26 protein-coding genes are annotated in these 26,189 nt (G+C 67.9%); 17 read left to right on the forward strand and 9 right to left on the reverse strand.

Annotation, left to right across the window (positions count from 1 at the left end; genetic code table 11):
- Positions 1 to 23: 23 nt before the first annotated feature.
- Both ispH and ACTPOE_RS06975 read right to left on the reverse strand, forming a co-directional pair.
- A complete protein-coding gene (ispH, locus tag ACTPOE_RS06970; protein ID WP_458871479.1) occupies positions 24 to 995 on the reverse strand; it encodes a 4-hydroxy-3-methylbut-2-enyl diphosphate reductase in 972 nt (323 codons plus the stop codon).
- Entirely contained in the window at positions 992 to 1,462 is a 471-nt protein-coding gene (locus tag ACTPOE_RS06975; protein ID WP_458871480.1) for an FKBP-type peptidyl-prolyl cis-trans isomerase, read from the reverse strand. The genes ispH and ACTPOE_RS06975 overlap by 4 nt, the downstream gene beginning before the upstream one ends.
- A 50-nt stretch (positions 1,463 to 1,512) precedes the next feature.
- Between ACTPOE_RS06975 and radC the strand changes: the two genes are divergently transcribed.
- On the forward strand, positions 1,513 to 2,190 hold the full coding sequence (gene radC / locus ACTPOE_RS06980) for a RadC family protein (RefSeq protein WP_458871481.1): 678 nt from the start codon (positions 1,513 to 1,515) through the stop codon (positions 2,188 to 2,190).
- Positions 2,191 to 2,488: 298 nt separating this feature from the next.
- Here the strand turns inward: radC and ACTPOE_RS06985 are convergent, their stop codons facing one another.
- Entirely contained in the window at positions 2,489 to 2,611 is a 123-nt protein-coding gene (locus ACTPOE_RS06985) for a hypothetical protein (protein ID WP_458871483.1), read from the reverse strand.
- A 251-nt stretch (positions 2,612 to 2,862) separates the two neighbouring features.
- Between ACTPOE_RS06985 and ACTPOE_RS06990 the strand changes: the two genes are divergently transcribed.
- From ACTPOE_RS06990 to ACTPOE_RS07000, 3 genes are all read left to right on the forward strand, one after another.
- Positions 2,863 to 3,123: a type B 50S ribosomal protein L31 gene (locus tag ACTPOE_RS06990; protein ID WP_458871484.1), complete on the forward strand. Its 261-nt coding sequence runs from the start codon at positions 2,863 to 2,865 to the stop codon at positions 3,121 to 3,123.
- A gap of 202 nt (positions 3,124 to 3,325) precedes the next feature.
- Positions 3,326 to 5,071, forward strand: coding sequence for an ArnT family glycosyltransferase (locus tag ACTPOE_RS06995; protein ID WP_458872776.1), 1,746 nt, complete (start codon positions 3,326 to 3,328; stop codon positions 5,069 to 5,071).
- Positions 5,072 to 5,340: 269 nt separating this feature from the next.
- Positions 5,341 to 6,744 carry an MATE family efflux transporter gene (locus ACTPOE_RS07000; RefSeq protein ID WP_458871485.1) on the forward strand — a complete coding sequence of 468 codons (1,404 nt, stop codon included), beginning with the start codon at positions 5,341 to 5,343 and terminating at the stop codon, positions 6,742 to 6,744.
- Positions 6,745 to 6,747: 3 nt separating this feature from the next.
- Here ACTPOE_RS07000 and ACTPOE_RS07005 read toward each other — a convergent pair whose 3' ends face one another.
- From ACTPOE_RS07005 to ACTPOE_RS07020, 4 genes are all read right to left on the reverse strand, one after another.
- On the reverse strand, positions 6,748 to 7,983 hold the full coding sequence (locus ACTPOE_RS07005) for a quaternary amine ABC transporter ATP-binding protein (RefSeq protein ID WP_458871486.1): 1,236 nt from the start codon (positions 7,981 to 7,983) through the stop codon (positions 6,748 to 6,750).
- A 1-nt stretch (position 7,984) separates the two neighbouring features.
- On the reverse strand, positions 7,985 to 8,839 hold the full coding sequence (locus tag ACTPOE_RS07010; protein WP_458871487.1) for an ABC transporter permease: 855 nt from the start codon (positions 8,837 to 8,839) through the stop codon (positions 7,985 to 7,987).
- Positions 8,840 to 8,848: 9 nt separating this feature from the next.
- A complete protein-coding gene (locus tag ACTPOE_RS07015; RefSeq protein ID WP_458871488.1) occupies positions 8,849 to 9,910 on the reverse strand; it encodes an ABC transporter substrate-binding protein in 1,062 nt (353 codons plus the stop codon).
- A gap of 304 nt (positions 9,911 to 10,214) precedes the next feature.
- Positions 10,215 to 11,426, reverse strand: coding sequence for a class I SAM-dependent methyltransferase (locus ACTPOE_RS07020; protein WP_458871489.1), 1,212 nt, complete (start codon positions 11,424 to 11,426; stop codon positions 10,215 to 10,217).
- Positions 11,427 to 11,578: 152 nt separating this feature from the next.
- Between ACTPOE_RS07020 and ACTPOE_RS07025 the strand changes: the two genes are divergently transcribed.
- The 13 genes from ACTPOE_RS07025 (at position 11,579) to ACTPOE_RS07085 (ending at position 24,415) form a co-directional block, all read left to right on the forward strand.
- Entirely contained in the window at positions 11,579 to 12,784 is a 1,206-nt protein-coding gene (locus ACTPOE_RS07025; RefSeq protein WP_458871490.1) for a Bcr/CflA family multidrug efflux MFS transporter, read from the forward strand.
- 65 nt (positions 12,785 to 12,849) lie between these two features.
- Complete coding sequence (gene rpmB, locus ACTPOE_RS07030; protein ID WP_043681023.1) at positions 12,850 to 13,086, forward strand: 50S ribosomal protein L28; 237 nt, start codon at positions 12,850 to 12,852, stop codon at positions 13,084 to 13,086.
- A 23-nt stretch (positions 13,087 to 13,109) separates the two neighbouring features.
- Positions 13,110 to 13,277 carry a 50S ribosomal protein L33 gene (rpmG, locus tag ACTPOE_RS07035; protein ID WP_003810296.1) on the forward strand — a complete coding sequence of 56 codons (168 nt, stop codon included), beginning with the start codon at positions 13,110 to 13,112 and terminating at the stop codon, positions 13,275 to 13,277.
- Positions 13,278 to 13,448: 171 nt separating this feature from the next.
- Positions 13,449 to 16,100, forward strand: coding sequence for a leucine--tRNA ligase (gene leuS, locus ACTPOE_RS07040; RefSeq protein ID WP_458871491.1), 2,652 nt, complete (start codon positions 13,449 to 13,451; stop codon positions 16,098 to 16,100).
- Between the two features lie 6 nt (positions 16,101 to 16,106).
- Positions 16,107 to 16,730: an LPS-assembly lipoprotein LptE gene (locus ACTPOE_RS07045; protein WP_458871492.1), complete on the forward strand. Its 624-nt coding sequence runs from the start codon at positions 16,107 to 16,109 to the stop codon at positions 16,728 to 16,730.
- A gap of 19 nt (positions 16,731 to 16,749) precedes the next feature.
- Positions 16,750 to 17,799, forward strand: a complete 1,050-nt coding sequence (gene holA, locus ACTPOE_RS07050) for a DNA polymerase III subunit delta (RefSeq protein WP_458871493.1) — start codon at positions 16,750 to 16,752, stop codon at positions 17,797 to 17,799.
- Positions 17,800 to 17,863: 64 nt separating this feature from the next.
- Entirely contained in the window at positions 17,864 to 19,129 is a 1,266-nt protein-coding gene (locus tag ACTPOE_RS07055) for a glutamate-5-semialdehyde dehydrogenase (protein WP_458871495.1), read from the forward strand.
- A 154-nt stretch (positions 19,130 to 19,283) separates the two neighbouring features.
- The gene (locus tag ACTPOE_RS07060) at positions 19,284 to 19,700 is read left to right on the forward strand and encodes a CopD family protein (RefSeq protein WP_458871496.1); all 417 of its coding nucleotides are present in this window, start codon (positions 19,284 to 19,286) and stop codon (positions 19,698 to 19,700) included.
- Positions 19,701 to 19,705: 5 nt separating this feature from the next.
- Positions 19,706 to 21,310: a THUMP domain-containing class I SAM-dependent RNA methyltransferase gene (locus tag ACTPOE_RS07065; RefSeq protein WP_458871497.1), complete on the forward strand. Its 1,605-nt coding sequence runs from the start codon at positions 19,706 to 19,708 to the stop codon at positions 21,308 to 21,310.
- Between the two features lie 124 nt (positions 21,311 to 21,434).
- Positions 21,435 to 21,623, forward strand: a complete 189-nt coding sequence (locus ACTPOE_RS07070) for a hypothetical protein (RefSeq protein WP_458871498.1) — start codon at positions 21,435 to 21,437, stop codon at positions 21,621 to 21,623.
- Positions 21,624 to 21,749: 126 nt separating this feature from the next.
- On the forward strand, positions 21,750 to 22,268 hold the full coding sequence (locus ACTPOE_RS07075; RefSeq protein WP_458871499.1) for an RDD family protein: 519 nt from the start codon (positions 21,750 to 21,752) through the stop codon (positions 22,266 to 22,268).
- A 34-nt stretch (positions 22,269 to 22,302) separates the two neighbouring features.
- Positions 22,303 to 23,235, forward strand: coding sequence for an Hsp33 family molecular chaperone HslO (gene hslO / locus ACTPOE_RS07080; RefSeq protein ID WP_458871500.1), 933 nt, complete (start codon positions 22,303 to 22,305; stop codon positions 23,233 to 23,235).
- Positions 23,236 to 23,491: 256 nt separating this feature from the next.
- The gene (locus ACTPOE_RS07085; protein WP_458871501.1) at positions 23,492 to 24,415 is read left to right on the forward strand and encodes a TadE/TadG family type IV pilus assembly protein; all 924 of its coding nucleotides are present in this window, start codon (positions 23,492 to 23,494) and stop codon (positions 24,413 to 24,415) included.
- A 76-nt stretch (positions 24,416 to 24,491) separates the two neighbouring features.
- On the opposite strand, the gene ftsB is transcribed toward ACTPOE_RS07085, so the two are convergent.
- Both ftsB and eno read right to left on the reverse strand, forming a co-directional pair.
- The gene (gene ftsB / locus ACTPOE_RS07090; RefSeq protein WP_458871502.1) at positions 24,492 to 24,767 is read right to left on the reverse strand and encodes a cell division protein FtsB; all 276 of its coding nucleotides are present in this window, start codon (positions 24,765 to 24,767) and stop codon (positions 24,492 to 24,494) included.
- 9 nt (positions 24,768 to 24,776) lie between these two features.
- Positions 24,777 to 26,063, reverse strand: a complete 1,287-nt coding sequence (gene eno, locus ACTPOE_RS07095; protein ID WP_458871503.1) for a phosphopyruvate hydratase — start codon at positions 26,061 to 26,063, stop codon at positions 24,777 to 24,779.
- Positions 26,064 to 26,189: the final 126 nt, after the last annotated feature.

Raw genomic sequence — 26,189 nt, forward strand, 5'->3', positions numbered from 1 at the left:
GGTCATCCGGTCCGTTCGAGGGGTCATTCGGGCTGTTTGCGGGACAGTTCGCGCGGCAGGGGAAAGGCGATCTGTTCGCGCACCCCTTCCAGGGGGCGAACGGAGCGCGCGCCCAGTTCCTTCAGCCGACCGATCACCTGCCGCACCAGGACTTCGGGCGCGGAGGCTCCGGCGGTCACGCCGATGCGCCGGGCATCGCGCAACCATTCCGGATCGACCATGTCGGGATGATCCAGCAGGTAGGCGGTCACGCCCTTGCGCTCGGCGACCTCGCGCAGGCGGTTGGAATTGGAACTGTTCGGGCTGCCGACCACCAGCACCAGATCGCATTGCGGTGCCATGACACGCACCGCGTCCTGGCGGTTCTGCGTGGCATAGCAGATGTCGCTTTTCTTGGGCTCGGCAATGCCGGGAAAACGCGTGCGCAGAGCGGCGGCCACCTGGGCGGCATCGTCGATGGACAGCGTGGTCTGGGTGACGAAGGCGAGGCGGTCCGGATGGCGCACCTGGAGTGCATGGACGTCTTCCACCGATTCGACCAGGTACATGCCGTCGTCGGCCTGGCCCAGCGTGCCCTCGACTTCGGGGTGGCCCCGGTGGCCGATCATGACGACCTCGCGGCCCTCCTTGCGCATGCGGGCGACCTCGACGTGGACCTTGGTCACCAGCGGGCAGGTGGCGTCGAAGATGCGCTGGCCGCGCTGGGCGGCTTCGTCGCGCACGGCGCGCGAGACGCCGTGCGCCGAGAAGATCACGATCGCGCCCGAGGGGGCGTCCTCCAGTTCGTCGATGAAGACGGCGCCCTTGGCGCGCAGATCCTCGACCACGTAACGGTTGTGCACGATCTCATGGCGCACGTAGATCGGTGCCCCGTGGATCTCCAGGGCGCGCTCGACGATCTCGATGGCCCGGTCCACGCCGGCGCAGAAGCCGCGCGGCTGGGCCAGGACGATCTCGGCGCCCGTGTCGCCGGCCGGTGGACATTCATCGATCACAGCACCCCCAGGATCTTGACCTCGACCTGCAGGTCGATCCCCGCGAGGGGGTGGTTGAAGTCGAACAGGGCGGCGTCGTCCCGCAGGGTCTTGAGCACGCCGGAATAGCGGCCGCCGTTGGGGGCCACGAACTCGACCATGTCGCCCGCCTCGAACTCGGTGTCGGGGGGGGCGTTGCGCGCCATCTCGTCGCGTCCGACCCACCGCAGCAGGTCCGGGTTGCGCTCGCCATAGGCCTGGGCGGCCGGCAGGTCCACCGTGAAATGCTCGCCCTCCGGGCGGTCGAGCAGCAGGGCCTCGATGCCCGGCGCCCATTGGCCGATGCCCATCTGCAGGGTGGCGGGCCGATCCAGGAAGGTATCGACGAAGGCGGTGCCGGCGCCGGGGCCGGTCAGCAGTTCGATGCGGTAGTGCAGCGTGACATAAGAGTCCGGCCGGACGTACTGCTCAGCTTGAGTTGAGGTCAAAATGCCCCCGAGAAGGATTCAATGCAAACCTGTACATTTTAGGGCCTATCATGCCACAAGACACTCGATCTCCCTGTTCCGAACGTCCCCGGGAACGCCTGCTGCGGCACGGCGCCCAGGCGCTGACGTCGGCCGAACTGCTGGCGGTCCTGCTGCGCACCGGCACACGCGGCATCGGCGCCGTGGACATGGGGCGCCGGATGATCGAGCATTTCGGCGGGCTGCGCCGTCTGCTGGCGGCGGAAGCCTCGGCCTTGCTGGCCTTTCCGGGCATGGGCGCGGCCAAGACCTGCGAGCTGCTGGCGGTCCAGGAACTCAGCCGCCGCGCAATCGAGGAGCCGCTGCGCAACGGCCGCGCCCTGAGCCAGCCCGACCGGGTCAAGCAGTTCTGCGCCCTGCGCCTGGCGCACCTGCGGGTGGAGCACTGCATCGCCCTGTTCCTGGACAACCAGTTGCAACTGATCGAATGCGCCGAAGTCGCGCGCGGCACGCTGTCGCACGCCTCGATCTATCCGCGCGAGGTCGTGAAGGCCGCCCTGAGCCACCACGCCGCCGCCCTGATCCTGGCCCACAACCACCCCTCGGGCCTGGCCGAGCCCAGCCCGGCCGATGTCACCCTGACGCGCCAACTGAAGCAGGCCCTGGCCCTGGTCGATGTCCGGCTGCTGGATCACCTGATCGTCGGCGCCACCGAGGTCACTTCGCTGGCGGAGCGGGGGCAGGTGTGAAATCCTGCACAGCGATGACGCCGAAAATTTCCATAAATAATCATTGACTTTATATCGTTATAGATCAGGCCCACAAATAGATTGAAATTCTGTGATTGAAATTCTGTCGATCTGATGCAATGCTTTGCGGATGGAAAAAGACGATGCAAGAAAGCTCAGTCCGGCCGAGCAGAAACAGACGGTGTGCCGCATCTCTCCCGCCCCGGACTGATCAGCGCCGCACAGCTTCTGGGTATCAAAATGCGGTTGAAAATGGAGGAAGCGGGTTTACCGCCCGAGCGCGGCGTCTATGCGCAACTCATGTTGGATGGCCGCGCCCTTGCCCCTGGAACTCGCAAACCGCCGGATCCAGGCCGGCGGTACCGGCCAGAAACTGTTCCAGCCTCTCCAGGCTGGTAAGCCGTTCGTCGTGCAAGGTCAAGATCATCTCCCGATGATCGACGACCCGCGGCCAAAGCTCCAGACTCATCTGATGTTGGAATCACCAGGCCCCCTTCAGACTCATCTGATATTGGACAGGGCTGGCCCTGGATCTTCTCCCGCCTTCATAGTAGAATGGTGGGCTTATCTCGGATACGTTGCCAGGATTCTGATGCGGATCGCCCTTCTTGCAGGGGTTCTTTCGCATCCATCCGGCTGGCGACCCCTAATCACCCACCCACGGATTCCATCATGAAAGAAGGCATTCATCCCGAATACCGCGAGGTCGTGTTCCTCGACCTGCAGACCGGCAACAAGTTCATCTCGCGTTCCTCGCTGAATTCGCGCGAAACGACCGAGATCGACGGCAAGTCCTACCCGCTGTTCAAGTGCGACGTGACTTCGGAATCGCATCCCTTCTACACCGGCGCCCAGACCCGCATCGTCGAAACCGGCCGCGTGGAAAAATTCCGCGCCCGCTTCGCCCGCACTGCCGGCACCGTCAAGAAGTAAGACCCCCACGCTGCGCAAGCTGACGCTTGCTTGCTGCCCCGAAAAAGGGGCGTTTTTGCCTTGGGGCGGCCCGGCGGCGAAAAACATGCTAAGCGACGCCCTCTTCCCGCAGCGCGCAGTTTCAAAAGGCAGCCGTCCGGCTGCCTTTTTCATTTAACATGGGCGCATTCATCCGCCCCTCCTTTCCTGGTGCTTTCCGGTGCTGTCCCAAGACCTGCGATCGACGCCCGCCCGCCTGACGGCCACGGCCGCCGCCAAACTGCCCCGACCGTTCCTGCTGTGCGTCGGCCTGGTCTACATCCTGGCCGGCCTGTTCTATCGCGATCCCTGGAAGACCGACGACGTCACTGGCCTGGCGACCATGCTCACCGCCCTGTCGGGCCAGGACCACACCTGGCTGCTGCCCCAGGTCGGCCACCTGGCCCAGGCCCAGGACGGGCCGCTCGTCACCTGGGTTGGCGCCTTCTCGATCTGGGCGCTGCGCCCCCTGTTCGAACTTTTCTTCAGCCCCCTGGACGCGGCCATCATCGCCTCGCGCGCGCCCAATCTGCTATGGTTCGCCCTGCTTACCGGCTCGATCTGGTACGGCACCTACCTGCTGGGCCGACGCCCGGAATCCCAGCCGCTGGCCCTGCCCTTCGGCGGAGAACCCACCCCCCCCGACTACGGCCGGATGCTGGCCGATGCCGCCCTGCTGCTGATCGTCGCCACGGTCGGCATCGTCTGGCGCATGCACGAGACCTCCGAAGTCCCGGCCCTGATCGCCTGCCAGGCCCTGGCCTTCTACGCCGTGGCCCGCATGCTCGACCACCCGGTGTCGGGCGCCGCCACCCTGGGCGTGGCCGTGGGCCTGGCCTTCCTGGCGCGCGGCTGGCTGGGTTGCCTGCCGCTGATCCTGGCGGTGCCCGTCGCCTTCCTGCCCGGCCGCGCCCTGGCGGCCGAACGCAAATGGCTGGCCGCCAGCGCCCTGATCGCAGCCACGCTGATCCTGCTCTGGTGGATCCCCGCCCGGACTTTCGGCCCGTACTGGACCGAGAGCTGGCTGCTCTGGACGCGCAACGCCTTCGACTGGCCCGGCGCCCGGGCCTGGGGCAGCATCCTGCGTGACCTTCCCTGGTTCCTCTGGCCGACCTGGCCGCTGGCCCTGCTGGCGCTGTGGCGCTGGCGCGGCTGGTTCGGCGCACCCCACATCGGCATTCCGCTGGGCTTCGCCGCCGGGGCGCTGCTGACGCTGCTGGCCAGCGCCGACCCCTTCGAGCCCGAATACGCCACCCTGGCCGTGCCCTGCGCCGTCCTGGCGGCCTTCGCCCTGCCGACCCTGCGGCGCGGCGTGGTCAACACCCTGGACTGGTTCGCGGTGATGTGCTTTTCGCTGACGGCCGCCACCGTGTGGCTGGGCTGGGTGGCCCTGCAGGCCGGCTGGCCCGCCCAGATCGCCGCCAACATCACCCGCCAGACTCGCGGCTTCGATCCCCACATCGCCTGGCCCGCCACGACCTTCGCCATCCTCGGCACCCTCGCCTGGATCGCCCTGGTGCGCTGGCGCCTGCGCAGCCATCCAGCCGGCCTCTGGCGCGGCACGGCGCTATCGGCCGGGGGCCTGATCACTACCTGGCTGCTGCTGGCCACACTGTGGATGCCCGCGCTCGACTACGTGCGCAGCTACCGCGACGTCTCGGCCTCCCTGGCAGCCGCCCTGGCGCAATACCGCCAGCCCGGCGAATGCATCCGCACCCAGGGCCTGGGCAGCGGCCAGCGGGCCTCCTTCCTGGTCTTCGACGATATCGAGTTCAGCTTCGACGGCAATTGCCCGCTGCTGCTGCAGCAGATCAGCCCCCGCAGCCTGGCATCGGGCGAAGCCTGGCTGGCCGGCCATCCCGCCCTCTGGGAAGGCCGCCGCGAGCCCGACCGCCATGAGATGTTCCGCCTGCTGCGCCTGAAACCCTAGTGTCCTGCCTGGTTGGTTCGTGTATTCGGATCCGGATGCATGGGCTTGCCAGACAAGGCGCGAACCGCAGCGATGGCCGGTGCTATCGCGAGGATGAGTCTGGACACGGAGCAGTCCCTTGCGGACTGCTCCGTGCCTGACGAATCCGAACCGCTTGCAAGCGGTGAGGTGGACAAGCAACGCAGCATGGCCAGCCCAGGCACCGAAGACGAGTATTTGAATTAGCCAAACAGAACGCTAGCATCCCGTTGAACCGATCCGTGCATTCCATGACCGACGCCCCCCTCGCCGGCCGGCCCGCCGCCCCCTGGCGCACCATCCTGCGGCAGGCCTGGCCGATCCTGGTCAGTTCCTGGGCCGGAATCGTCTTCGCCGTCCTCGACACGGCCATGGTGGGCCACGCCAGCGCCGCCGACCTCCAGGCGATGTCGCTGGGCGCCTCGATCTACATCACGATCTTCGTCGGCCTGATGGGCGTGGTGCACGCCCTGATCCCGATCATCGCCCAGCACTTCGGCGCCGGACGCCTGCGCGAAGCCGGCCGGGCCTGGGGCCAGGGCGTCTGGCTGGCCCTGATCCTGTCGGTCCTGGGCGGCGCCTGCCTGCTGTTTCCCGACGCCTGGCTCAGCCTGTCCGGCGACGTCGAGCCCGAAGTGCGCCGGCGAGTGGCGGGCTACCTGATCGCCCTGGCCCTGGCCTTGCCTTCGGCCCTGCTGTTCCGCACGATCTACGCCACTTCGACGGCCATCTCCCAGACCCGCGAGGTCATGGCGATCAACGTCGGCAGCATCGCCTTCAAGCTGCTGTTCAACGTCTGGTTCATCTTCGGCGGCCTGGGCCTGCCCGCGATGGGTGCGGTCGGCGCGGGCATCGCGACCCTGGTGGTGGACTGGATGATGCTCGCGGCCGGGCTGTGGATGATCCGCCATCGGCGGGCCTTTCGCGCCCTGTCCCTGAAACTGGAACGGCCGCGCTGGGCCGACCAGAAGGAACTGCTGCGCCTGGGGCTGCCCATGGGCGGGTCCTATCTGATCGAAGTCTGCGCCTTCAGCTTCATGGCGCTGCTGGTCGCGCGCGACGGCCTGTATGTCAGCGGCGCCCAGCAGATCCTGGCCAACCTGATCGCCCTGGCCTACATGCTGCCCATGTCCCTGAGCCTGGCCACCGCCTCGCTCACGGCGCAGGCCGTGGGCGCGCTCGACCCGGCTCTGGCCCGGCGCACGGGGCTGACCGGCATCGGACTGGCGGCCCTGGGCGCCCTGGTCACCGGCGTGATCCTGGTCACGGGCCGTGAAGCCATTGTACGCGTCTACACCGACGAGATTCAGGTGGCCGCGATCGCCCTGGCGCTGTTGCAGATCGCGCCCTGGTTCCACTTCTGGGACGCCATGCACTGCATCGGCGCCTACATCCTGCGCGCCTACAAGATCGCCCTGATGCCGCTGATCCTGCAGGTCACCGCGCTGACCGGGCTGGGCCTGGTGGGCGGCTGGTGGCTGGGCTACGGCCCGGCGGCGGGATCGCTCGCCTCCGTGACGCGCCAGCTGATGCCGGGCGCGCCCGTCGGCGCCGCCACCATGTGGATCATGGCGATGCTCGGGCTGCTGTTGTCGGCCCTGCTGCTGTTCGCCTGGTATGGCCGCGTCCTGCGGCAACAGGCGCGCGACGCCTGACGATCAGACCAGCTGGCCGGATTCGGCGGCCTCTCCAGCCGCCGGCTCCGGCTCGTTCGACCCGGTGGTGGCGGTGGTCACCAGTTCCACCACCTTGCTGCGCGACAACACGCCGATGAACTCGCCCTGCTCGCCCGTCACCGCCAGCGGCTCGGGCGTACGCAGCAGCCGCGCCAGCACTTCGTCCAGTCCGGCCGAGGCCGGTACGGACGCCATGTCGCTGAGATGCCTGGAAATGTCGCGCGCGCCCGCCTGCGCGGCGTTCTGGGCGTCGGCCCGCATCAGCACCCCTGCCAGGCGCTTGCCGTCCAGGACCGCCGCGTAGTCATAGTCCCGTGCCGCCAGACGTTCCAGCGCGCGCGCCGGATTCGTGCGCATGGTCAGCGTCAACGGGCGCTCGTTGCAGGCATGGGACGCATTCAGGACCTTGCCCCGGTTCACGTCCTGCAGGAAAGATTCGATATAGTCGTTGGCCGGCGACAGCAGGATGTCCTCCGGCGTGCCTTCCTGGATCAGCTCGCCGTCCTTCAGGATGGCGATCCGATTGCCCAGGCGCAGTGCCTCGTCCAGGTCGTGGGTGATGAAGACGATGGTCTTGTTCAGCTTCGCCTGCAGGGCCAGCAGCTGGTCCTGCATCTCGTGACGGATGAGTGGATCCAGGGCGGAGAACGCCTCGTCCATCAGCAGGATCTCGGCGTCCGTGGCCAGTGCCCGGGCCAGGCCCACGCGCTGCTGCATGCCGCCGGAAAGCTGGTGGGGATACTGGGCCTCGAAGCCGGACAGACCGACCTGCTCCAGCCAATGACGCGCGCGTTCTTCGCGCTCGGCCCGGCGCACGCCCTGCACCGCCAGCCCATAGGCGGCGTTGTCCAGCACCGTGCGGTGCGGCAGCAAGCCGAAGCGCTGGAACACCATGCTCATCTTGCTCTGGCGGAAGCGTTCCAGTTCGCGCGGCTTGAGACTGACCACGTCCACTCCGTCGACCAGGATCTGTCCGGCGCTGGGCTCGATCAGCCGGTTGAAATGCCGGATCAGCGTCGATTTCCCGGACCCCGACAGGCCCATGATCACGTGGATGTGGCCTTCCTCGATGGACAGGCTGATGTCGCGCAGGCCCAGGGTGTGGCCGCTGCGCTCCAGCAGGGTTTCCTTGGACAGACCCCCGCGGGCGGCGGCCAGCCAGCGGTCCGGGTGCGGGCCGAAGATCTTGTAGATGTTGCGGACTTCGATCTTGCTCATGTCAATGCCCCCTGACCTGCCAGCGGCGGCCGAAGCGCTGCGTGATGCGGTCGAAGATGATGGCCAGGATCACGATCCCCAGGCCGGCCAGCAGGCCGCGCCCGACCTGCAGGCGGTTGATGCCCTGCAGGACCTCGTAGCCCAGACCGCGCACGCCGATCATGGAGGCGATCACCACCATGGCCAGCGCCATCATGGTGGTCTGATTGATGCCCGCCATGATGTTGGGCAGCGCCAGCGGCAGTTGCACGCCAAAGAGCTGACGGCCGCGGCTGGCGCCAAAGGCGCGCGAGGCCTCCAGCACTTCCGCATCGACCAGGCGGATGCCCAGGTCGGTCAGCCGGATGACGGGCGGCACGGCATAGATCACCGTGGCGAACAGCGCCGCCAGCTTGCCCAGGTTGAACAGCATGACCACCGGAATCAGGTAGACGAAACTGGGCATGGTCTGCATGACGTCCAGCACCGGCAACATGACGGTGCGCACCCAGCGGAAGCTGGCCATGGCGATCCCCAGGGGGATGCCGATGATCACAGAAAACGCCACCGCCACGATCATCAGCGACAGCGTCTGCATGGCGGCTTCCCAGAGGCCGATGGCCCCTATCAGGCAGACCAGTGCCCCCATGGCCACGCTGAAGCGCCAGGCGCGGCTGCTCAGCCAGGCCAGCCCCATGATGACGGCCACGACCGCCCACCACGGCGAATGCCGCAGCAGGTTGTCGGACCAGACCAGCAGATCCAGCAAGGGCTGGGTCAGCGCCCGCAGCACGTCGGAATACTGCGTCACCAGCCCATTGACGAAGGCGTCGATGGGCCGTTGCAGATCCCGGGCCGCAATCAGTTCAGGAAACATAGGGCCTCCTTACAGGGCGGCCTTGACACGCTCCGTCACGTCGGCCGGCAGCCATCCGGTCCAGACGGCCTGCTGGTTCTTCAGGAACCACATCGCCGTCGGCTGGGGTTCGGCCTCGTTCTTTTCCATGTAGGCCATGGTCTGGTTCATGATGTCCAGGGGCATCTGGACCTTGGAGAGGAATTCGGTCAGTTTCGGGGCGTCCTGGGTGAATTTGGCGGTGACCGCCGTGAACACCGGGTTTTCCGGATAGTCGGAGGCCTGGGGATTTTCGCAGTTCGGGTCGGTCAGGCATTTCTGCTTGGCCGCGTCGTACGGCGGCAGTTCCAGCTTGACCAGGTCCATGGAGCCCACCAGCGGGGTCGGATACCAATAGTAGAAGACCACATTTTCCTTGCGCTGATAGGCCGCCGTCAGGGCCGCCTTCTGGGTCGCGCCGGTGCCGGGAGAGAACAGGGTGAAGGTATCGCCCAGGTTCAGCGCCTTGAACAGATTGGTGCTGACGACCTCGCAGCCCCAGCCCGCCGGGCAGCCGTAGAAGCGGCCCTTGGACGGTTCTTCCGGATCCTTGAAGGCGTCCTTGAATTTCGGCAGGTCGGCGACCTTCTTCAGTTCGGGCAGGCGCTCGGCCGTGTATTTGGGGATGAACCAGGCTTCGCCGCCCATGTAGATGTCGCCGATGCGCTTGACGCGGCCGGAGGCCTCGGCCTTGGTCCAGGGTTCCAGGGTGCTGTTCAGCCAGATCTCGCTGTTGATGTCCAGGTCGCCGCGCTCGAGCGCAGCCAGGGCCGGCAGAGTTTCCGTCGGCAGGACTTCGGATTCGCAGCCGTAGCCGTGCTGGGCGATGAAGCGTTCGACTTCGACCAGGACCAGGTTGGATTCCCAGTTCATGCCGCCAAAACGCACGGCGCGATCGAGTTCGCATTGCGGCGCGTCAGCCGCCCGGGAGACGGACGGGGCCAGCGACAGGCCCGCCAGCGCCGCCGACAGGGCGAGGCCCAGCACGGTACAGGACAGACGGGGGGAACGGGTCGCGACGGGCGACGGAAAAACGGAAACGGAGATAGACATGGATGCCTCCTTTGGGTTACGGAGACGCCGGATACGCCATGCGAGGCCGACGCCATAGCTTAGGGGAGGGTGTGCGGAAGACGGCCGCGGGCCGCCAATACATACCAGCACTGCAGGCGCAATAGCGCCCTGGACAGACAGGGCCGTGAAAAACCAGTGACGGGCGCTGTCAGGATTGATAAAAAGAACTACAGAAGAAGCGCTATTTTACACACCGGATCGCCGAAAATAAACCCGGTTGATGAAAACGGCCCCTGACCGGGGCCGGAAAAGCGAAGATCGCGGCACCGCGAAGCAAGCGGGTTCAGCGATCCCGGTAGATGTAGTCGCGCCGCCAGGGGTAGGCCTGCCCCGCCGGATAGTCCAGCTCGTCGGAACGCCCCGTCGGCTGGGGCTGGGCGAGGATCTGGTGCAAGGCGATCCAGCCGTGCTCGAACCCCATCGCGCAGCCCGCCAGGTACATGCGGTAGGCCCGCAGGGAACGCTCGCCCTGGGGCGTGTCCAGGATGGCGCGGGCCTCGGCCAGGCGGGATTCCAGGGCGTCGCTCCAGGCCCAGAGCGTGCGCGCATAGTGCGGGCGCAGGTTTTCGACGTCCAGGTCCTCCAGGCCGGCCTCGGCCAGAGTCTGCTGCACGTAATGGATGTGAGACAGCTCGCCGCCGGGGAAGATGAATTTCTCGATGAAATCCCCCATGCCGGCCCCCAGTTCGCTGTTGTCCAGCCCGCCCGCCGTGATGCCGTGGTTCAGGATCAGCCCGCCGGGGCGAACTAGCCGACGCAGCTTGGAGAAATAGCCCGTCAGCCGGGCCCGCCCCACGTGCTCGAACATGCCGACCGAAGCGATCTTGTCGTAAGGCCGGGACTCATCGAGTTTGCGGTAGTCCAGCAACTCCATGCGCACGCGCCCGGACAGACCCTTTTCCAGGATCAGGCGGTTGACGTAGGCATGCTGGTTGTTCGACAGGGTGATGCCGGTGACGTCGACGTGGTAGTGTTCCGCCGCCCACAGCATCAGGCCGCCCCAGCCGCCGCCGACGTCGAGGAAGCGCTCGCCCGGCTTCAGGGCCAGCTTGCGGCAGATGTGGTCGAGCTTGGCCTCCTGGGCCTGGGCCACGGTGAACCCGGGCTCGCGGTAATAGGCGCAGGAATACACCCGGCGCGGGTCCAGCCACAGGGCGTAGAAATCGTCCGACAGGTCATAGTGGAATTCGATCTGCCGCGCATCGCGCTCGATCGAGTGGCGCCAGACCGACACCAGCCGCTTCACCAGGCTCGTCAGCCATCCGGAGCGGGCCAGGTCGATCGGCGACCCGGGCAGGATGCCCGCGGCCAGACGCATCAGATCCCGCATGGAACCGTCGAATTCGAACTTGCCCTCGACGTAATCCTCGCCCAGGACCCCGACCTCGCCCGCGGCGAAATGCGCCAGAACGGCCGCGTCGCGCACGCGCAGGCAAATCGTGGCGTCGGCGGCGCCGATCTTCTGTCCATCCGGCAGTTCCATGGAAACCGGCATGGGCAATGATCCAAGTTTGTTCTCGATGATCGATGCGATCGCAGTCAACGGAGCCTCCCTCAGTCATATGAAAGACCTTGTTATAGTAGCGCCAATCCCCGCCGCTTCAAGCGCTTCCCTCCGGCGCCTTTCCCGCCCCCGTCCGCTCTCCCATGGCTTCCCGTTCATCCTCGCCGCTGATCCCCCCCTGGCTGGTCCTGATGGGCGCCCTGGCCGCGCTCGGCCCCCTGGCCATCGACATGTACCTCCCCGCCTTCGGCGCCATGGCGACCGATCTGGGCGTCCATCCGGGACAGGTCGAGCGCACACTGGCCAGCTACCTGCTGGGCCTGGCGCTGGCCCAGCTGGCCTACGGCCCCCTGGCCGACCGCTACGGCCGCAAGCCACCGCTGCTGCTCGGCCTGACGCTGTTCTCCATCGCCTCCATCGCCTGCGCACTGAGCCGGGACATCGACCACCTGGTCCTGTGGCGCGTGATCCAGGCCTTCGGCGGCGCCGCCGGCATGGTCATCCCCCGCGCCGTGATCCGCGACCACCTGGATACCCGCGAAGCCGCCCAGGCCCTGTCCCTGCTGATGCTGGTGATGGGCGTGATGCCCATCCTGGCGCCTCTGCTGGGCGGCCAGGCCGTGGCACTGGGCTCCTGGCGCGCCATTTTCTACCTGATGGGCCTGGCCGGCGCGGGCCTGTGGCTGACTGTGGCGCTGCGCATGCGCGAGTCCCTGGACCCCGGGCGGCACTCGCCCCTGGCCATTGGCGCCATCGCCACCCATTTCCGCCTGCTGCTGACCCACCGGCGCTTCATGGGCTACACCCTGGCGGGCGGCTTCGGATCGGGCGGCCTGTTCGCTTACATTTCGGGCTCGCCCCAGGTCTTCATCACGATCTACGGCATCGACCCGCGCTGGTTCGGCCTGCTGTTCGGCCTGAACGCCGTCGCGCTGATCGTGGCCTCGCAGGTCAGCGCCCGCCTGCTGAACCGCCACCTGCCGATCCGCCTGCTGGCCCACGCCCAGGGCGTCCTGGTGCTGATGACACTGTGCGCCCTGGCGCTGACCCTGCTGGACCGGATCAACCTGCCCCTGCTGATGCTGTGTCTCATGGGCTTCATGGCCAGCCAGGGTTTCGTCGGCCCCAACGCCGCCGCCCTGGCCCTGGCCGAACAGGGTCCCCGGCTGGGCGTGGCCTCGGCGCTGATGGGATCGATGCAGATGCTCTGCGGCGCCCTGGCAGGCTTCGCCGTCAGCGCCTGGCACACCGGCACCCCGCTGCCCTTGACCGCCGTGCTGGCGGCCTGCGCGGCGCTGTCGTGGCTTTCCGGCCGCATCGCCATGCGGCCGCCCCATCAATCCACTTGATTTACCTGGCAATTTCAGTATAGAATGCAAGGCTTGTCCCGATATACATATACAGAGGTGAGACCATGGCACGCGTATGCCAAGTAACCGGCAAAGGCCCGATGGTGGGCAACAACGTCTCGCACGCGAACAATAAAACCAAGCGTCGTTTCCTGCCCAACCTGCAATCGCGTCGGTTCTGGGTCGAATCCGAAAACCGCTGGGTGCGCCTGCGCGTATCCACCAAGGCCCTGCGCACCATCGACAAGAACGGCATCGACGCCGTCCTGGCCGACCTGCGTGCCCGTGGCGAACTGGCCTGATCGGCCGCGCATAGGAGCACATCATGGCTAAAGGCATCCGCGAGAAAATCAAGCTCGAATCGACCGCCGGCACGGGTCATTTCTATACGACCACGAAAAACAAGCGCAACATGCCGGAAAAAATGCTGATCAAGAAATTCGATCCGGTCGCGCGCAAGCATGTCGACTACAAGGAAACCAAGCTGAAATAATCCGGGATCGCCTCTCCCGGACCGTCTCACCGGTTTCCAGAAAATCCCCGCCTCCGAGCGGGGATTTTGCTTTTTCACCGAGCCGGAAAGAGAGGCCCTCCGGCCTTCGAGGCCCGTGACCCTCTATAATGTCGGGCTGGCCCTTTTCATTCCCATTTCCCAGACAGATCCATGCAGGAACGCTACCTCCCGAACCAGGTCGAAACCGAAGCCCAGGCCCACTGGCGCGCGGGCGACGTCTACCGCGTCACCGAGCACGCCACCCATCCGGATGGCTCGCCCAAGCCCAAGTTCTACGCCTGCTCGATGCTGCCCTACCCCAGCGGCAAGCTCCACATGGGTCACGTGCGCAACTACACCATCAACGACATGATGACCCGCCAGTTGCGCATGCGCGGATACAACGTCCTCATGCCCATGGGCTGGGACGCCTTCGGCATGCCCGCGGAAAACGCCGCCATGAAATCCGGCGTGCCGCCCGCCAAATGGACCTACGACAACATCGCCTACATGAAGAAGCAGATGCAGGCGATGGGGCTGGCGATCGACTGGTCGCGCGAAATGTGCGCCTGCGACCCGTCCTACTACAAGTGGAACCAGTGGCTGTTCCTGAAGATGCTCGAAAAGGGCATCGCCTACCGCAAGACCCAGGTCGTCAACTGGGACCCGGTCGACCAGACCGTGCTCGCCAACGAGCAGGTCATCGACGGCCGTGGCTGGCGCTCCGGCGCGCTGGTGGAAAAGCGCGAGATCCCCGGCTACTACCTGCGCATCACCGACTATGCGGGCGAGCTGCTCGACACGCTGGAGGACGGCCTGCCCGGCTGGCCTGAGCGCGTGCGCCTGATGCAGGAAAACTGGATCGGCAAGAGCGAGGGCGTGCGCTTCGCCTTCCGCCACGACATCCGCGACGAGCAGGGCCAACTGATCCAGGATGGCTTGATGCACGTCTTCACGACGCGCGCCGACACCGTCATGGGCGTCACTTTCTGCGCCGTGGCGCCCGAGCACCCGCTGGCCGTCCACGCCGCGCGCGGCAACCCCGATCTGTCCGCCTTCATCGAAGCCTGCCGCCAGGGCGGCACGACCGAGGCCGAGCTCGCCACGCGCGAAAAAGAAGGCCTGCCCACCGGCCTGTCCGTCATCCACCCCCTCACGGGCGAGCCCGTGCCGGTCTGGGTCGGCAACTACGTTCTCATGAGCTACGGCGACGGCGCCGTCATGGGCGTGCCCGCCCACGACGAGCGCGACTTCGCCTTCGCGCGCAAATACGGCCTGCCCATCCGCCAGGTCATCGCCGCCGAAGGCAGGACCTATTCCACCGAGGCCTGGCAGGACTGGTACGGCGACAAGCAGATCGGCCGCACGATCCAGTCCGGCAAGTACGATGGCCTGACCACCGCCGAAGCGATCCAGGCCGTGGCCGCCGACCTCGAGGCCCAGAACCTGGGCGCACTGCGCACCACCTGGCGCCTGCGCGACTGGGGCATTTCCCGCCAGCGCTACTGGGGCACCCCGATCCCCATCATCCACTGCGCCGACTGCGGCCCGGTGCCGGTTCCCGAAAAGGACCTGCCCGTGGTGCTGCCCGAGGACCTCGTGCCCGACGGCACCGGCAATCCGCTGGCCAGACACGAAGGCTTCCTGTCCTGCCATTGCCCGTCCTGCGGCAAGCCGGCGCGGCGCGAAACCGACACCATGGACACCTTCATCGATTCGTCCTGGTACTTCATGCGCTACACCTCGCCGGGCAACGACCAGGCCATGGTGGACGCCCGCAACGACTACTGGATGCCGATGGACCAGTACATCGGCGGCATCGAGCACGCCGTGCTGCACCTGCTGTACGCGCGCTTCTGGACGCGGGTGATGCGCGACCTGGGCATGGTGAAGTTCTCCGAGCCCTTTACGAAGCTGCTGTGCCAGGGCATGGTGCTCAACCACATCTACTCGCGCAGGAACGCCCGCGGCGGCATCGAATACTTCTGGCCCGACCAGGTGGAAAACATCACCGACGAAAAGGGCGGCATCGTCGGCGCGCGCCTGAAGTCCGACGGCTCGGCCGTGGACTATGGCGGCATCGGCACCATGTCCAAGTCCAAGAACAACGGCGTCGATCCGCAGTCCCTGATCGACGGCCTGGGCGCCGACACCGCCCGCCTCTTCGTCATGTTCGCCAGTCCCCCGGAACAGACCCTGGAATGGTCGGATTCCGGCGTCGAGGGCGCGCACCGCTTCCTGCGCCGCCTGTGGGCCTTCTGCCACGCCCACCACGACACCATCCTCCGGGATGCCGCCTCCCCCATCGGCGGGACCGTGCTGGACGAGGCCGCCGCCAGCCTGCGCCGCCAGATCCACGGCTTGCTGCGCCAGGCGGACTATGACTACCAGCGCATCCAGTACAACACTGTGGTCTCCACGGCCATGAAAATGCTCAACACGCTGGAATCGGCCACCCAGGCGGGCGCCTCCGGTCCGGCTCTGGCCGAATCCACTTCCATCCTGCTGCGCGTCCTGTATCCCGTGGTGCCGCACGTCGCCTGGCGGCTGTGGCGCGAACTGGGTCTGGCCGACGCGCTGGGCGACCTGCTGGACGCGCCCTGGCCCCAGGTGGACGAATCCGCTCTGCGGGCGGACACAGTCGAACTGGTGCTGCAGATCAACGGCAAGGTCCGCGGACAGCTCACCGCGCCCCAGGAAGCCGACAAGCCCGCCATCGAGGCCCTGGCCCGGGCGCACGAGGCCGTCGGCCGCTTCCTCGAAGGCCGCGAGCCCAAGCGGGTCGTGGTGGTTCCGGGACGGCTGGTCAACGTCGTCGGATAAGGCCGCATGATGTCCCTGGCTCCCTTCGCATCCCTGCCGCGCCTCCTGCGCCTCGCACTGGCCGGCTTCGCCCTGCTGGCGCTGGGCGCCTGCGGCTTCCATCTGAAAGGGGCCACGCCGCTGCCCTTCCAGACGATCTATACCAACATCAACCTGGACTCCGAATTCGGCGCCCGGCTGCGCCGCACCGTCACGGCCAATTCGCCGGGCACCCGCTTCACCGACCGCCGCCGGGACGCCGACGTCTATCTGCACCAGATCACCGAATCCCAGAACCTGCGCCAGCTGTCCCTGGACGCCGACGGCAGGGTCGAGGAATACGAACTGAACCTGGATTTCCAGTTCGAACTGCTGGACCGCGAAGGCCACGTGCTGCTGCCCCCCACGACCCTGCTGAGCGTGCGCGAACTGCCCTACAACGACCGCATCGTCCAGGCCAAGGAAGGCGAAATCGACCGCACCTTCAAGGACATGCGCAACGGCCTGATCGACCAGATCCTGCGCCGCATGAGTTCGCCCGAGGTCCAGGCCGCCTATGCCAACGCCGCCGACCGCCCCATCGTACCGATCCCGGACGACGCCGTCCGCGGCACCACGCCCCCGGCCGGCCCGGCCTCGATCCGGCCCTAGCATGAGCGGGCTCTAGACCATGGCGCGCACGTCGGCCGCGGACCGCCTGACCGAGCACTACGCCGGCGCCTCGGAACTGCCGGCCTGCACGGTCCTGAGCGGCGACGAGATCCTGCTGCTGACCGAGGCGGCCGACGCCTACCGCGCCGCCGCCGTCCGGTTGGGCTGCGCCGAACGCACCCACCTGGTGATGGACGCTCGCAGCGACTGGGGCGAGGCACTGGCGGCCTCGCAGAATTCCTCCCTGTTCGGCGACCTGCGTCTGCTGGAAATCAGCCTGCCCACCGGCAAGCCGGGCAAGACCGGTGCCGATGCCCTGCAGAAACTGGCCACGATGGCCGGCGACGGGCACCTGCCGGATGTGCGGATCCTGATCCGCCTGCCGCAGCTGGACCGGGCCACCCAGCAGGCCAAGTGGGCCCAGGCCCTGAAGGCCCGCGCCGCCTGGACCGATATCCCGTCCATCCCGCGCACGGCGCTGGCGGACTGGATCGCCGCCCGCCTGGAACGCCAGGGACACGCGGCGGACGCGGAAACACTGGCCTGGCTGGCCGACAAAGTCGAAGGCAACCTGCTGGCCGCCCACCAGGAACTGCAGAAGCTCGCCCTGCTGCATCCCGCCGGGCCGCTCAGCCTGGAACAGGTCCAGGCCGCCGTGCTGAACGTGGCCCGCTACAATCTCTATGATCTGCGCGATGCCATGCTGCTGGGCCGGGCGGACCGGGCGCTGACCGTGCTGCGGGGGCTGCGGGCCGAAGGCGAGGCTCTGCCGCTGGTGCTCTGGGCCGTCGGCGAGGAAATCCGCATCCTGGCGCGCCTGGCCCCCCACGCCCGCAGCGGCCTGGACGCGGCGCTGCGGTCCCAGCGCCTGTTTGGCGCGCGCGAAAAGCTGGCACGCCAGGCTCTGGCCCGTGTGCCCGCGGCGGCCTGGCCGCCGGCCCTGCGCCACGCTCATGAAATCGACCGTATCATCAAGGGAATCCCGGTGGACGGCCTCCTGCAGGATCCCTGGTATGAACTGGAGCGGCTGGTGATGCGCGTCGCCACGGCCGGATCGCCGCGGCGATGAGCGCCGCATCCCTTTTGCAGACGGGACACCCCGGGGCAAGAAGGCCATTTTTGACAGGCATGACATGAACGACACCCCCGCCGGCTTTTCCATGCAGACTCTGGGCCGCCAGGCCCGCCAGGCCGCGCGCATCCTGCGCTCGGCCTCCGGCGCCTCCAAGGCTGCCGCCCTGCGGGCGATGGCCGACGGTCTGCGCGCCCGCCGCGCCTGGCTGCAGGAGGAAAATGAACACGACCTGCGCGCCGCCGCCGAGCGCGGGCTGGACGCTCCCATGATGGACCGCCTGCGCCTGTCCGACCGGGCGCTGGACCTGATGATCGAGGGCCTGCTCCAGATCGCCGCCATGCCCGACCCTATCGGCAGCCTCAGCGAAACCACCACCCGGCCCAACGGCATGCGCGTGGCCCGCATGCGCGTGCCACTGGGCGTGATCGGCATCATCTACGAATCCCGGCCGAACGTGACCATCGACGCCGCCGCCCTGTGCCTCAAATCCGGCAACGCCACCATCCTGCGCGGCGGCAGCGAGGCCTTCCACTCCAACCGCGCCCTGGGCGCGATCATCCGGGCCGGCCTGGAAGCCGCCGGCCTGCCCCCGCACGCGGTGCAGGTCGTGGACACCACCGACCGCGCCGCCGTGGGCGAAATGATCACCCACCCGGAATGGATCGATGTCATCATCCCGCGCGGCGGCAAGGGTCTGATCGCCCGCCTGGCCGACGAGTCCCGCGTACCCCTGATCAAGCACCTGGAAGGCAACTGCCACGTCTACATCGACAAGGCGGCCGACCCGGACCGCGCCCTGGACATCGCGATCAACGCCAAGACCTACCGGACCGGCATCTGCGGCGCCATGGAGACCCTGCTGGTGCACGTGGACGTCGCCGGCACCTGGCTGCCGCGCGCCGGCGCCCGCTTCACCGAACTGGGGGTCGAACTGCGCGCCTGCCCGCGCGCGGCGGCGCTGCTGCCCGGCTCGACCCCGGCCACGGAGGCGGACTGGGCCACGGAATTCCACGCCCCCATCCTGGCCGTGCGCGTGGTGGATTCCCTGGACGAGGCCATGGACCACATCGCCCGCTACAGCTCCGAACACACCGAGTCCATCGTCACCGAGAACCTCTCCGCCGCCCAGCGCTTCCAGCGCGAAGTCGATTCCAGCTCGGTCTACGTCAACCTGCCCACCTGCTTCGCCGACGGCTACGAATACGGCCTGGGCGCGGAGATCGGCATTTCCACCAACCGCCTGCACGCCCGCGGCCCGGTCGGGCTCGAGGGCCTGACCATCCAGAAGTGGGTGCTGACCGGCGAAGGCCAGTTGCGGGGATGAATTCGGACACGGAGCAGCCCCAGTGGACTGCTCCGTGCCTGACGAATCCAAGCGGCTCGCAAGCCGCGCGGTGGACAGGCAAGCCCGAAGATCGCAGCGCAGGGGCATTTTTTAATTACACAGCGTGCATCCCATCGTCATATCAAGGATTCTCATGCTCTGGGTCAAGGCCTTCCATATCCTGTTCGTCACGTCCTGGTTCGCCGGGCTGTTCTACCTGCCGCGCATCTACGTCAACCTGGCTCAGGCCGGCGACCCGGCCGTGCGTGCCGCGCTGCTGGGCATGGCACGGCGCCTGTACCGCTTCATGACCCCGTTGGGAGTCCTGGCGCTGGCGCTGGGCCTGTGGCTGTGGCTGGGCTACGGCATCGGCCGGGGCCAGGGCTGGATGCACGCCAAGCTGCTGGCCGTGGCCGGTCTGCTGATCTTCCACCTGGCCTGCCGCCATCACCTGCGCGCCCTGGCCGCCGGCACCAGCCGGCATTCCCACCGCTACTTCCGCTGGTTCAATGAAATCCCGGTCCTGCTGCTGCTGCTGGTCCTGATCCTGGTGGTCGTCAAACCCTTCTGATCGCGATGAACGATTCCACGACACGCAAGACCCTCAGCCTGAAGAAAAAGGCTCCCGCCGCCCGCGCCAGGACGGACGAGGAACCCCGCAAGCGATCGGGCGCCCGCGCGCGCCAGGCGGCCCTCCGGGAACACACGCAGCAAGCCCGGCCGGAGGCCGATCCCGGGACCGGGACAAGGGCCGAGGCCCGACGCCCGGCCGGCGCCGGCGCGTCCGACCGGTCCGCGCGCACGAAATCCGACGCATCGACGCAGAATCGCGCGAACAAGCACTACGCCGACCGGCCCCGTTCGGACGACCCGCGCAAGCCACGCGCCGCCCGACCGGCCTCCCGGCCACCGGCGCCGGGTACGCCATCCACCGCGCGACGCGGCACGGACGCAGCCCCCCGTCCAGACGCCCAGGGCGCGGACGGGCCGCGCATCCAGCATCTGCCGCGCGCCCCGCGCCAGCCGCGCATGACCGAAACCTTCGAGGTCTTCGCCCCCTGCCCGCACGGCCTGGAGGAAGCCCTGTCGCTGGAACTGCAGGCCCTGGGCTACGAGACCGTCCGCGCCGGACGCGCCGGCTGCCATTTCCAGGCCGACTGGTCCGGCGTGCTGCGCGCCAACCTGTATTCCCGCCTGGCCACCCGGATCCTGGTCCAGGTCGCCCAGGCCGACGTCCGCGACGAGGACGATATCCTGGCCCTGGCGCGCGACACTGAATGGGAACGCTGGTTCGGCCCGGAACAATCCCTGCGCGTGGACACCTCGGCCATCCGCAGCCCCATGCGCAGCCTGCAATACTGCAACCTGCGGGCCAAGGACGGCATCTGCGACCGCCTGCGCGAACGCGAAGGCGCCCGGCCCGATATCGACACGGTCCGGCCGGACGCCCGTGTCCACCTGTTCCTGGACGAGCGGCGCGCCACCCTGTACCTGGATGTCTCCGGTGAATCCCTGTTCAAGCGCGGCTGGCGGCTGGACAAGGGAGAGGCGCCGCTGCGGGAAAACCTGGCCGCCGGCCTGCTGGCCCTGTCCGACTGGCCGCCCGACGCGCCCCTGCTGGATCCCTTCTGCGGCAGCGGAACCCTGCTGATCGAGGCCGCCTGGATCGCCCTGGGCGTGCCGCCGGGCATCTGGCGCCCTTTCGGCTTCGAGCGGCTGCGCGTCCACGACGTCCGCCTGTGGCGCGACCTGAAGGAAGACGCCCGCGCGCGGATCGCTCCGCGCCTGGAGCAGCCCCTCGTAGGCTGCGACATCCATCCCGGCGCCATCGAGGCGGCGCGCGCCAATGCCGAGCGCGCCCACCTGAGTCCAGACACCATCCGCTTCGAGATCTGCGATGCGCGCCAGATGCCGCCTCCGGCGCCGGCCGGCTGGATCGTCACCAATCCTCCCTATGGAGAACGGCTGGCGGACGAGGACGGAGACCTGTGGCCCGAATGGGCAAGCTGGCTGAAGCGCCAATACGGCGGCTGGCGGCTCAACATCATCACCAGCGACCTCGACCTGCCGGGCCGGATGAGGTTGAAGGCCCGGCGGCGCCACCCCCTGCACAACGGCGCCCTGGACTGCCGCCTGTTCCAGTTCGAGCTGGTGGCGGCCGGCTATCGGGACAAGGCGTAGGGTTTTCGCCACGGAGGCTGCGGGATCGGCCGATCCATTTCAGGAACTTGCATAGAACCTAGGGTTTTCCCTACAATAGGGTTAACCCGAGCGAAACGCTCTTTCTCAAGCAAAGAGGCTTGCTATGAAGACCCTGCAGAACACCGACATCCGCCTGACCGACGCCCTGGAGCGCCAACTGCTGCAAGAAGCCATCGAGGCCCAGCAGGAATACGCTTTGGACCACGCCATCAAGCATCTGTTCCAGAAGGTCGCCAGCTTCTTCAAGGCTCCCGAAGGCCGCGTGCGCCACACGGTCCGCACCGCCCACTGATCCCCTCCGGCAGGATCCCCGGGCCGCCCCCATCGGGCGGCCTTCATATTTCTGTCCCGCCGCAGGACCCGGCACCGCTACGTTTTCAGCGATAATGGACGGTTTCCGAGACCCATCCACCGCACCATGTCCGATCCCGCCCCGGTCGTACCCGCCGCTCCGCCGCGCCTGCGCCGCTTCGCCTGCATGATGTACGAAGGCGTGCTGCTCTTCGGCGTGGTGTTCCTGGCGGGCTATCTGTTCGACACCCTGACCCAGAGTCGCAGCGGCCTGATGCTGCGCCATGGCCGGCAGGCGTTCCTCTTCCTTGCGATCGGCATTTATTTCCTGGCCTGCTGGCGACGCGGTGGCCAGACCCTGCCGATGAAGACCTGGAACATCCGTCTCACGGACCGGGGCGGCCGTCCCTTGCGGGGTTCGCGCATGCTGCTGCGCTACCTGCTGCTGTGGCCACTGCCGCTGCTCGCAGCCCTGGCTGTCGCCGGGCTGTCGCGCGCCACAGGCTGGACCTCGTTCGACCTGCTGATCGTCTGCGCGCCGTTCTCGATCTTCCTCTGGACCTGGATCGACCCCCAGGGCCAGTTCCTGCATGATCGGCTGCTGGGCACCGAACTGCACGACCTGCGCCCCGTTCCCGCCGCCTGACCCGGCGACCGGCCGCGCCTCCCGGAATCCCCGCATGAGCGATACCCTGAAGAAATATCTGACCGCCGACCGCGGCACCCGCATCCAGGCCCTGCGCCTGACCCAGGCCTGGCGGACCGGCCTGGCTCACCAGGACCTGCCTCCGGTACTCGTCGGCCTGCTCGGCGAACTGGCCGCCGCCAGCGCACTGCTGGCGGGCAACATCAAGTTCGACGGCTCGGTCGTCCTGCAACTCCAGGGCAACGGTCCGGTGCGCCTCATCATGGTCGAATGCACCTCGACACTGGACCTGCGGGCCACGGCGCACCTGCGCGAGGGCGCCGCGCCGCCGGCCGACGCCAGCCTGCAGGACCTGCTCAACGCCGACGGCCAGGGCCGCTTCATGGTCATGCTCGATCCCTCGGGACGCCAGGCCGGCGCCACGGCCTACCAGGGCATCGTGCCGCTGGAAGGCGACACGGTCGCCGCCGTCCTGGAACACTACATGAAGCATTCGGAACAGCTGGACACCCGGCTCTGGCTCGCCGCCGACGCCCAGGCTTGCGCCGGGCTGCTGCTGCAGCGCATGCCGGGCGAACCGGCCCCGTCCGGCGCGTCGGAACTGTCCGGGGACGCCGACACCGCCTGGGTGCACTGCGCAACCCTGGCCGATACGCTGGACCGCGAGGAACTGCGCGCGACCGACACCGACACACTCATCCGCCGCCTGTTCTGGGAGGACGATTTGCTGGTCTTTCCGGAACAGGCGGTGCGCTGGCACTGTCCCTGCACCCGCGAACGGGTCGCCAGCATGCTGCGCGCTCTGGGACACCAGGAGATCGACGGCATCCTGGCCGAACAGGGCCGCGTGCACATCACCTGCAACTTCTGCGGCCGGCCCTACGATTTCGACGCGGTGGACTGCGCCGCACTGTTCGCCGACGGCCCCGGCACGCTGCAGGCGCCCGGCTCGGACACGCTGCACTGAGCGCCTCGGCGCATTTCCGTCGCGCCGCGCCCCATCGGGGGGGAAAATCCTCTCGGCGCTTGCCACGCCGCGCCGACGCGACATCCGGATCACAGCGTAGTTGCCACCCTATCCGGATCGGCGGGCTGGCCGCATACTGCCCCGCATGCAGAAGCCATGCCATGCCGCTTCCGGACCGCCCCGCGCCGCGCCCAGCCGCCGGCCGCGCGCGCCCGCCTCTCACCCCGCATCGCGCCACCGCCAGCGGGGCGCGGGGATGGCCGGCTTCCTGCTGGCATCCCTCCCGATCCTGGCGCTGGGGCTGGGCGGCGTAGAGGCCGCCCACTGGTCGGTCCTGCGCCAGACGCTCAGCCTGGCCCTGATGGAGGCGGCCAGGGCGGGCGCTACGCGTCAGGCCCGGCCGCAGGCCATCGCCCAGGCGTTCGAGCACGGGCTGCGCATGGCCTACCCCGACTCCCGCGCCACCGGCCGGGCGCTGCGCGAACGCCGGGCCGCCCTGGGCGCGCCCTGGCGCATTCGCATCGCGCGGCCTTCCCCCGACGCGTTCCTGGACCATGCCGATCCGGATCTCCAAGGCCCGCGCGACTACCCCGGCCAGCCACTGATCCGCAACGACTACCAGGCACGGCAGCAGGCCCGCCGGCTGGCCCAGGGCTGGCCGGAAGGACGCGGCCCCCGGTCCGGCCTCACCATCCACGAGGCCAATACGCTGGTCCTGGAACTGTGGTGGCCGCACCGCCCCATGGTGCCGGGCCTGGCGGCCATCGTGCGCGCCCTGGCGCCCCTGGCCGGCGATCCCGCCCAGGCCCGCCTGATGGCGGCAGGCTACCTGCCCTTCCGCCGCCGGGCCGGCGTCGCCATGCAGTCGCACCCGGCCGCCTGGCCGGACCTGGCGGACGGACGGGTGACGCATGGCGCGGCTTCCGGCGCACCACCCGGGCGGGAAGCCGGACCGCTGGAATGGAACGGAGGACCGGACCCGGCGAGCCCGCCCGCGGCGGCCGACGACGCACCCGCGGCCGGGACATCCGCGCCCGGCTCGACACCGGGCGGGGGCGCGGCGAACGCGCGGGAGCCGTCCGATCCGGATGCGATGGAAAACCCGGAAGCGACCGCCGCGGATCCGGGCGGGGGCACGGACTCGGGGACGGCTCCCGCGGCCTGCGAACCGGCGCCCTGAAAGGCGACGGCCATGTCCCGCCGGACGCGCGTCCCGCGCACCGCGCCTCCGGAACAGCGGAGCGCGGCCTCCGGCATCACTGCCGGGGCAGGATCTGAACGAAGTATTCGCCCTCGCGGATCATGTTCAATTCGCCGCGGGCGCGCTCTTCGACCGCCGAGATCCCTGTCTTGAGATCCTGGACTTCCGCCTGCAGGGCATTGTTGCGCGCGGTGAGGGCCTCGTTTTCCTCGGTTTCCGTCTGCACCTGCGCCTGCAGGCCGCGCAGGCTGAGCCAGCCGCCCTTGCCCCACCACAAGGGATACTGTGTCGCCAGGGTCAGGGCCAACAGAACGAGGCTCAGCAGGCGCATGGGCGCGGGTCAGCGCAGGTTGTAGAAGGCCGACACGCCGGGATAAGAGGCGACTTCGGCCAGTTCTTCCTCGATACGCAGCAGCTGGTTGTATTTCGCCATGCGGTCGGAGCGCGACAGAGAGCCGGTCTTGATCTGCATGGCGTTGGTGGCCACGGCGATGTCGGCGATGGTGGAGTCTTCCGTTTCGCCGGAACGGTGCGAGATCACCGCCGTGTAGCCGGCGCGCTTGGCCATTTCGATGGCGGCGAAGGTTTCCGTCAGGGTGCCGATCTGGTTGATCTTGATGAGGATCGAATTGGCGATGCCCTGCTGGATGCCCTTCTGCAGGATCTTCGTGTTGGTGACGAACAGATCGTCGCCCACCAGCTGGACCTTGCGGCCCAGCTGCTCGGTCAGCAGCTTCCAGCCTTCCCAGTCGTCCTCGGCCATGCCGTCCTCGATGCTGACGATGGGGTACTTGTCGCACCAGGACGCCAGCAGGTTGGCGAAGTCCTGGGAGCCCAGGGCGATACCGCCTTCGCCGGCCAGGTGGTACTTGCCGTCGCGGTAGAACTCGGAACTGGCGCAGTCCAGGCCCAGCACCACCTGGGAGCCGGCCTCGTAGCCGGCCTCGCCGATGGCCTTCAGGATCAGCTCGATCGCGGCCTCGTGGTTGGCCACGTTGGGGGCGAAGCCGCCTTCGTCGCCTACCGCCGTGGACATGCCGTCGGCGCCGATGATCTTCTTCAGAGCGTGGAAAACCTCGGCCCCCATGCGCAGAGCCTCGCGGAAGCTGGAGGCGCCCACCGGCAGGATCATGAATTCCTGCAGGTCCAGGGTGTTGTTGGCGTGCGCGCCACCGTTGATGACGTTCATCATCGGCACCGGCATCTGCATCGGGCCGCTGCCGCCGAAATAGCGGTACAGCGACAGGCCGGCGTCGTCGGCGGCCGCACGGGCCACCGCCATGCTGGCCGCCAGGATCGCGTTGGCGCCCAGGCGGCTCTTGTCCTCGGTGCCGTCCAGGTCGATCAGGGTACGGTCGATGAAGGTCTGTTCCTGAGCGTCCAGACCCATCAGGGCCTCGGAGATCTCGGTGTTGACGTGCTCGACGGCGCGCAGCACGCCCTTGCCCAGGAAGCGGGACTTGTCGCCGTCGCGCAGTTCGATGGCCTCGCGCGAGCCGGTGGACGCGCCAGACGGCACCGCTGCCCGCCCCATGGCGCCCGATTCGAGCAGCACGTCGCATTCCACAGTGGGGTTGCCGCGCGAATCGAGGATTTCGCGTCCGATGATGTCTACGATTGCACTCATGATCTGACAGTCCTGCCTGTGTAGGGTGGGTGAATAAGGGGGAACCCCGCCATTTTAACGGGATGCCCGAGGGGCCAGTCTACCCCGGGACTCCGGCCGGCCGCACGCGGCGGCGTTTATAGTGGC

It is taken from the genome of Castellaniella sp. WN (assembly GCF_054457555.1).